General features: G+C 72.2%; 5 protein-coding genes and 1 pseudogene. 4 read left to right on the plus strand and 2 right to left on the minus strand.

Going from position 1 to position 7,680, the window contains the following annotated elements; genetic code table 11:
* Positions 1-20 precede the first annotated feature (20 nt).
* Positions 21-731 (minus strand): thiamine pyrophosphate-dependent enzyme, encoded by a 711-nt coding sequence (locus BJ969_RS20975; protein WP_184481256.1) that lies wholly within the window; start codon positions 729-731, stop codon positions 21-23.
* A 264-nt stretch (positions 732-995) separates the two neighbouring features.
* Here BJ969_RS20975 and BJ969_RS20980 point away from each other — a divergent pair, with 264 nt between their 5' ends.
* The 4 genes and pseudogenes from BJ969_RS20980 to BJ969_RS30295 form a co-directional block, all read left to right on the plus strand.
* A complete protein-coding gene (locus BJ969_RS20980; protein WP_184481258.1) occupies positions 996-2,579 on the plus strand; it encodes a CocE/NonD family hydrolase in 1,584 nt (527 codons plus the stop codon).
* Positions 2,576-3,535 carry a R2-like ligand-binding oxidase gene (locus BJ969_RS20985; RefSeq protein ID WP_184481260.1) on the plus strand — a complete coding sequence of 320 codons (960 nt, stop codon included), beginning with the start codon at positions 2,576-2,578 and terminating at the stop codon, positions 3,533-3,535. The genes BJ969_RS20980 and BJ969_RS20985 overlap by 4 nt, the downstream gene beginning before the upstream one ends.
* 289 nt (positions 3,536-3,824) lie before the next feature.
* On the plus strand, positions 3,825-5,144 hold the full coding sequence (locus BJ969_RS20990; RefSeq protein WP_184481262.1) for a PucR-like N-terminal domain-containing protein: 1,320 nt from the start codon (positions 3,825-3,827) through the stop codon (positions 5,142-5,144).
* A gap of 56 nt (positions 5,145-5,200) precedes the next feature.
* Positions 5,201-6,367, plus strand: a pseudogene (locus BJ969_RS30295) (MFS transporter); the annotation flags it as partial.
* Positions 6,368-6,465: 98 nt separating this feature from the next.
* Here the strand turns inward: BJ969_RS30295 and BJ969_RS29835 are convergent.
* The gene (locus tag BJ969_RS29835; protein WP_221315897.1) at positions 6,466-7,551 is read right to left on the minus strand and encodes an alpha/beta hydrolase; all 1,086 of its coding nucleotides are present in this window, start codon (positions 7,549-7,551) and stop codon (positions 6,466-6,468) included.
* Positions 7,552-7,680: the final 129 nt, after the last annotated feature.

Below are 7,680 nucleotides of genomic sequence, written 5' to 3' on the forward strand. Positions count from 1 at the left end.
TTCGGTCCGGTCGATGAGGGTCATGCGAACTCCTTCGGTTCGACGCGCGCGATCACCGCGAGCGGCTGGTCCAGGCGGGTGTCGGTCAGGGCGTGGTGCAGGGCGTCGTGGTCCCGGCCGTCGACGGTGTGCGCGGCCCAGCCCTCGCGGCTGAAGCGCTCCCCGATGCCGCCGGGCCACCCGTAGGAATCCGAGGCGTTGTCGACGACGACCGTCGTGAGCGTGCCGACGCCGCGGCGGCCCGCGACGGCGATGGCCTCGTGGTTGCTGCCCTCGCCGAGTTCGGCGTCGCCGACGAGCACCACGACCCTCGACCCGGTGCGGCCCTGCGCGCGCAAGCCCAGCGCGGTGCCCAGCGCCAGCGGCAGGCCGTGGCCGAGGGAACCGCTGCCGATCTCCACCCCCGGCACCAGCACCCGGTCCGGGTGCTGGCCGAGCCGGGAGTCGAAGGCGTTCCACCCGCCGAGCTCGGCGGGGTCGAGGAACCCCTTCGCCGCGAGCACGGCGTAGTAGGCCATCGGGCCGTGCCCCTTCGACAGCAGGAAACGGTCGCGGTCGGGGTCGTCCGGACGGGCGGGGTCGACGTGGAGGATCCGGTCGTAGAGCACCCACAGCACGTCCAGCGTGGAGACGGCGGCGGGCGAGTGCTTCTCGTCGCCGGACATCCGGCTCAGCAGCGCGGGCAGATCCGAGTACCCCGACCCGGTCCGCCCGGAAGTGGAAGTCGCCATGGTGACCACCCTGAAACTTTCAGTTAGCTGGAAGTCAAGCTCGGCGGGCGATGACGCCCCGGATCGACGATTCCCCTTGGCATCAGCCGAACAACCGGGTCGCTTGTCACCGGAATGACAAAAAATCCACTTCGGACAAGGCCGAAAAGACATCCGCGGCAGCGAGATCCGAATGGAGTATTGCCCGTTGACCTACCGTCAGTAGCTTAGGGATCCCACCGGCCGCGCCACGGCCGCGTTCGCCCGGCGACGAAAGGGTTCCCCATGCTCCGCCGCACCACGCCGCTCGCCGCGCTGCTCACCGCGGCGGCCGTGCTGGCCGCCACCGCGCCCGCCGCGGCGAGCCCGGGGTCCGCCGAGACCCGGCTCGTCGACATCACCGCCGCCGACGGCACCGCGCTGCGCGCCGCGGTGTGCGAACCCGCCGACCCCGGCCCGCACCCGGTGGCGGTGTTCGTGGCCGCGTGGGGCGGCGGCAGCACGCAGAACATCATGCCCTGCCGGGCGCTCGCCTCCCGCGGCTACGTGACGGTGTCCTACGGCGCGCGGGGCTTCGGCGAATCCGGCGGCGAAGTGGAAGTGGCCGGCCCGGACGACATCAGCGACGTCTCCAACGTGATCGACTGGACGCTGGCCAACACCGAGTCCGACCCGGCGCGGATCGGCGTCGGCGGCATCTCCTACGGCGCCGGGATCAGCGTGCTCGCGTCCGCGTTCGACCCGCGGATCCGCGCCGTCGCCTCGATGAGCGGCTGGGCGGACCTGGTGGAATCGCTGTTCGGCAACCGCACCCGGCGCGCCGCGGTCGCCATGGTGCTGCGGATCTCCGGGGAGCAGAACGGGAACCTCTCCGACGAGAGCCGGGAGATGCTGGACAAGTACATCACCGGCGAGGACCGCGACGCGGTGACCGAATGGTCCCGGCAGCGCTCACCTTCGTCCTACGTGGACCGGATCAACCGGAACCGGCCCGCGGTCCTGATGCTCAACACGTGGAGCGAGACGGTGTTCCCGCCCGGCCAGCTCGCCGACTTCCAGCAGCGGCTGAGCACACCGAGCAAGCTGGAACTGATCCCCGGCGAGCACGCGGCGGCCGAGACCAGCGGACTGCTCGGGCTCCCGAACGACGCCTGGAACGACACCTACCGCTGGTTCGACACCCACCTGCGCGGCGCCGAACCCGACGGCGCCCCCGTCGTGCTGCAACCGCGCGGCGCCACCGACCGGCCGCGCGAGCAGTACCCGGACTGGCGGCACATCGCGACCCGCACGGACCGGTACTTCCTGTCCGCCGAGGAAGAACTCACCACCGACGCGCCCGCCGAGTGGAGCAGCACGCTCCACAGTGGACGTGACACGATCGCGAACGGCGGGGTGCCGCTGGTGACCTACACGCTGGAGGCGCTCACCGGGAACCCGCCGACGGCGTTCCTGCCCGCGCTCGACCCGACCGCTGCCGCGCGGTGGACCGGCCCCGAACTCGCGGAACCCGAAGTGCTGCGCGGAAGTCCGCGGTTGCGGCTCACCGCAGTGCCGCCCACCCCGGAAGGCATGCTCGTCGCCTACCTCTACGACGTGGACGCCACCGGCACCGGGCGGCTCATCTCCTACATCCCCTACTCCTGGGAGGGCGCGACGCCCGGCGCGCCGCTGCGGATCGACACCGCACTGCCGCCCACCGCCTACGACGTGCCCGCCGGGCACCGGCTGTCGCTGGTCGTCGACACCGAGGACCCGCTGTTCTTCCTCGACCACAACACCGACGGAGCCCCGCTCGAACTGCGCGGGGACGCCGCGAACCCGGCGACGCTGGAACTGGCGTCGCGCGACGGAAAGGAGCTGCCGTGACCACCACCCGACACGACCGCAGACCCTCCCGCCCCGACCGGGCCCGGATCAACCCGGACGCCCTGCCGTTCCGGTTGTGGGAGAAGGGGAATCGGAAGTTCTGGGACCCCGCCGCGATCGACTTCTCGCAGGACGCCGCGGACTGGCGCGGGCTCACCGACGAGCAGCGGTTCGCCGCGACCATGCTCTGCGCCCAGTTCATCGGCGGCGAAGAGGCCGTCACCGAGGACATCCGGCCGTTCCAGGCCGCGATGGCCGCCGAAGGCCGGCCCGCCGACGAGCTCTACCTGAGCCAGTTCATGTTCGAGGAGGCCAAGCACACCCAGGGCTTCCGGCGCTGGCTCGACGCCGTCGGCGTGCGCGACGACCTGCACCCGCACGTCGCCGACAACCCCGGCTACCGGGCGATCTTCTACGAGGCGCTGCCGGAGGCGCTGCACGAGCTCAGCGACGATCCGAGCCCCGCCAACCAGGTCCGCGCCTCGGTCACCTACAACCACCTCGTCGAAGGCGTGCTCGCGCTGACCGGCTACTTCCTGTGGAACACCACCTGCAAGCGCAACGGGATCCTGCCGGGCATGCAGGAGCTGATCCGCCGGATCAGCGAGGACGAGCGGCGGCACATGGCGTGGGGCACCTTCACCTGCCGCAGGCACGTGGCCGCCGACGACGCGAACTGGGAGATCGTGACGACGCGGATGGAGGCGCTGCTGCCGCACGCGATCGCGCAGATCGAGCACTCGCTGGGCAACTGGGACGACGATCCGTTCGAGATGCGGATCGAGGGGCTGTTCGAGTACGCGGCGGACCGGGCCGCGCGGCGGATCAAGGCCATCGAGTCGGCGCGCGGCACGCCGGTGGAGCGCGTCGACGTGGACCACGCGCCGGAGCGGCTGGAGGAGGAGTTCGGCGCGGAGGACGAATCGGCGCTGCGCGACAGCGCGGCCACCGGCTAGCCGGTCACTACATCGATGCGGACCACGCGCCGGGCGAACGGCGGCCGAATTCGCGCCGAAAGGACGTACCCATTGCGCGAAAGCAGCTTGCCGGGAAATAATTAGGCGAATTTCTTTCACATTGACTGGGCGTAACTGGACCCACTTTCGTATTCACTCAAATTGACGGTTGGGACGAGCGCGCCGCGATCACTAAAGTCCCTACTCGCGAGTAGGTACTTGAGGGCGGCGCAGCCCACCGGCTCTTCCTGCCGGTTCGGGCGCCCGCCTCCGGCAGGAAAAGAGGATCATGCTGACGAAGGCGATCCATCCCCAGGCCCCGGATCTGTGGGCGGCCCTGCCCAGCGAACTGGCTCCGATCCTGCGTCCCGAGATGAACAGCCTGGCCACGCAGATCCTCAGCGAGATCCAGCGACGCATCCCCGAATACGCCAGGCCGATGGACGACAAATACGTGCACGCCATCCGCCGCGGCGTCGAAGAGGCGCTGAGCCAATTCGTCGACCAGATCGCCGACCCCACCGCGCCACCGGAACGCTGCGCCGAAGTGCACCGCGCGCTCGGCAAAGCCGAAATGCACGAAGGCCGCAGCCTCGACAGCCTGCAAGCCGCCTACCGGCTCGGCGCCCGCCTCGCCTGGCGGCGCACCGCCCGCATCGGCGAACGCGCCCGCGTCGCGCCCCGCACGATGCTGCTGCTCGGCGAAGCGATCTACGCCCACATCGACGAACTCGCCGCGCTGTCGGTCGAAGGCTTCGCCGAAGCGCAGGCCCGCGCCGCCGGAACCCAGGCGCGGCGCAGGCGGCGGCTGCTGGAGCTGCTGCTGACCGACCCCCAGCCACCGCACCGAATCCTGGAAGAAGCCGCCGCCGCGGCCCGCTGGAAATGGCCCCGCACCGTCATCGTCGCCGCGTTGCAACGCGCCGACCGGCACGAACCGCACAGCAACCCGCTGGCGCGGCGGGAAGCCCTCGTCGACCTCGAATGCGCCCAGCCGCACCTGCTGCTGCCGTGCACCGACGACCCGCCCGGCGAAATCCCCTGGGAACAGCAGCTCACCGGTTGGCGGATGGTCATCGGGCCACCCGTGGAGATCTCGCAGGCACCGCACGCGCTGCGCTGGGCGCGGCGGCTGCTGGAACTGTCCAACGCGGGCGTCGTGCCGCACGAGCCGGTGCTGCACTGCAAGGACCACCTCTCCAGCCTGCTGCTGCTCAGCGACGAGAACCTCACCCGGCAGATCGTGCACACCCGGCTGGCGCCGCTGGAGCAGCTCAAGCCGAAGCAGCAGGTCCGGCTGGCCGAGACGCTGCTGGCGTGGTTGCAGACCCGCGGCGGCGCACCGGAAGTGGCCCAGCGGTTGCGCGTGCACCCGCAGACGGTGCGCTACCGCCTGCACCAGCTCGAAGACCTCTTCGGCGCGGACCTCAACGATCCGCAGGCGCGGTTCGAGCTGGAGATGGCGCTGCGGGCCGCCGGGCGGCTGCTGCCCTACGGCGCGCTCACCGAGGAGCACGCCGCCGGACCGGACCGGCGGGCCACCGCACCGATGCCGGCGCCCCCGGTGGCGCCGAACGGCGCCCGGAGCGCCGAAGGCGGCCCGACGTGAGCGCGGAGACGGCGAGCGCACCGGTGCGGCAGGCACCGGTGCTGCTGGCCCTCGCCGTGGCCGGGTTCGTCACGGCGCTGGACAACAACGTCGTCAACGTCGCGCTGCCCACCGTGCAGACCGAGCTCGGCGCGACCGTCCCGCAGCTGGAGTGGATCGTCAGCGGCTACGTGCTGGCCTTCGCGAGCCTGCTCATCGTCGGCGGCAGGCTCGCCGACCTGGCCGGGCGCAGGAGGATCCTGCTGATCGGGCTCGCCGCGCTGATCGTCACCTCCGTCGCGGCCGGGTTCGCGGAGTCCGCCGAAGTGCTGATCGCGGTGCGGTTCGCCCAGGGCGCCTCCGCCGCGCTGGTGATGCCCGCGTCGCTGGCGGTGCTCGCCGCCGACATCGACCGGGAGCACCGGGACCTCGCCGCGGGCATCTGGACGGCGTCGCTGGCGGTGGCGCTCGCGCTGGGGCCGGTGGTCGGCGGCGTGCTCACCGAACACCTGCACTGGAGCTGGATCTTCTTCCTGCACCTGCCCACCGGCCTGGTCACGATGGCGCTGGTGTGGTGGGGACTGCCCGACACCCGGCCGCGCACCGGGCGGATGCCGTTGCGGCACTTGGACCCCGCCGGGCTCGCACTGTCCACAGTGGTGCTCGCGGCGGGCAGTTTCGCGCTCGTGGAAGGGCAGAGCCTCGGGTTCGGCGCCCCGCTGATCATCGGCGCGGCGGCGGTGGCGGTGGCGGGCGTGCCGGTGCTGATCGCCGTGGAACGGCGGGTGGCGGAACCGATGCTGCGGTTGTCGCTGGTGCGCAACAGGGTCTTCGGCGGCGGCACCATCGCCCAAGTGCTGTGGGGCGTCGGGGTGAACGGCACGCTGCTCTACACCTCGCTGTTCCTGCAGGACGTGCTGGAGCTGTCGCCCAGCGCCGCCGGGCTGGTGTTCGTGCCGCTGGCGGGACTGCTGGTGCTGTGCGTGCCGCTGGTGCCGCCGCTGAGCGCCCGGTTCGGCGCGCGCTGGATCGTGACGACCGGGATGGCGCTGGTGGCGCTCGGGCTGTGGCTCCTGGCGCAGTCGGACGCGCAGAGCTCGGTGTGGGGGCTGATGCCGGGGCTGCTGTCCATCGGCGTCGGCTCGGCGCTGATCACGCCGTTGACTTCGGCGGTCCTGTCGGCGGCGCCGCCCGGCACGGCGGGCGTGGCCTCGGCCATGATCAGCGCCGCGCGGGAGGCGTCCGGGGTGCTCGGGGTCGCGATCGTCGGCGTCGTGCTCTCCGCGTGGAGCGGCGCCGCGCTCGCCGGCGGCGCCACCGCGGACGCCGCCTACACCAGCGGCTACTCGGCGGGCATGCGGATGGCGGCGGGGCTGGTGCTCGTCGGCGCGGTGGCCACCGCGTTCGCGCTCGCGCCCGAGCGCTCCACGCCCAAGCGCTCGGCGAACATCGGCCAGGCGCGGTGGAGCTCCCGCTCCCAGTAGGGCCAATCGTGCAAGCCGGGGCCGTAGAAGTCCTCGGTGACGGGAATGCCCAAGTCCTTGAGCCGCGAGGTCATCACCTGCGAGGTCGACAACGCGGCGGGCTCCAGCGGGTCGGGCAGCGAGCCGGGCTCGTCGAGCGGGCCGGGCAGCCCGTTGCCGCCGGACACCCAGAGCGCGGTGCCGCGCAACTCCTCGGCGTGGTCGAACGGGTTGCGCTGCGACCAGGTCCGGTGGTCCAGCACCTCGTCGCCCCACATCGCGAACGGGTTCTCGCCCTCCCGCACCAGAATCCCCTTGATCACACCGGGCACGGCGGGTTGCAGGGTGTTGAGCAGGCCGCTGAAGGAGGCCGCCGCCTGGAACAGTCCCGGATTCCGGAAAGCGTAGGCGAACGCCCCGTAGCCGCCGACCGACAGGCCCGCCACCGCGCGCCGCTGCCCCGCGCCGTAGTGGCGCTCCAGGATGCCGCGCAGCTCCCGCAGGTGGAACGCCTCCCAATCCGGCCCGCCCGCGCCGAAATCGCTCCAGCGGGTGTAGAAACCCGCGGGGCCGCCGCTGGGCAGGACGGTCAGCACGTCCTTGTCCGCCATGAACTCCCGCACGTCGGTGAACTCCGTCCACGCCCGGTAATCCGCGTCCTCGCAGCAACCGTGCAGCAGGTACAGCACCGGCCACGTCCGGTCCGGGTTCCGCGACCACCCCTCGGGCAGCAGCAACCGCACCGGCGCGCTGGTGCCCAACGCGGGTGAGTAGATCAGCAGGTCGACGGTGCGGTCGTCGAGCCGGTTCTCCTGCAGCACCCGCGCCCCGTCGGCCACCGCCGGCGCAGGCGGGCCGCCCCGCTCCGCCGCGAGCGGCGGCGCCGCCACCGACCCGCCGAGCAGCGCGGTGCTCACCACCACCGACCACGCCACCGGCCGCCGCAACCACCGTGCACTGCGCATGCGCTGCCCTTCGCCGAACCTCACGTCGGCGCCGCCCCGGCCGAAGCCGAGGCGGCGCCCTTTCCTTGCCGTACCGGGGTTTTCCGCCGCGCCCTGCGCACGACCGGGCCCTCCGGCCCGTCGCGCGCG

This window comes from Saccharopolyspora gloriosae, from assembly GCF_014203325.1.
In the GTDB taxonomy this organism is placed as follows: domain Bacteria; phylum Actinomycetota; class Actinomycetes; order Mycobacteriales; family Pseudonocardiaceae; genus Saccharopolyspora_C; species Saccharopolyspora_C gloriosae.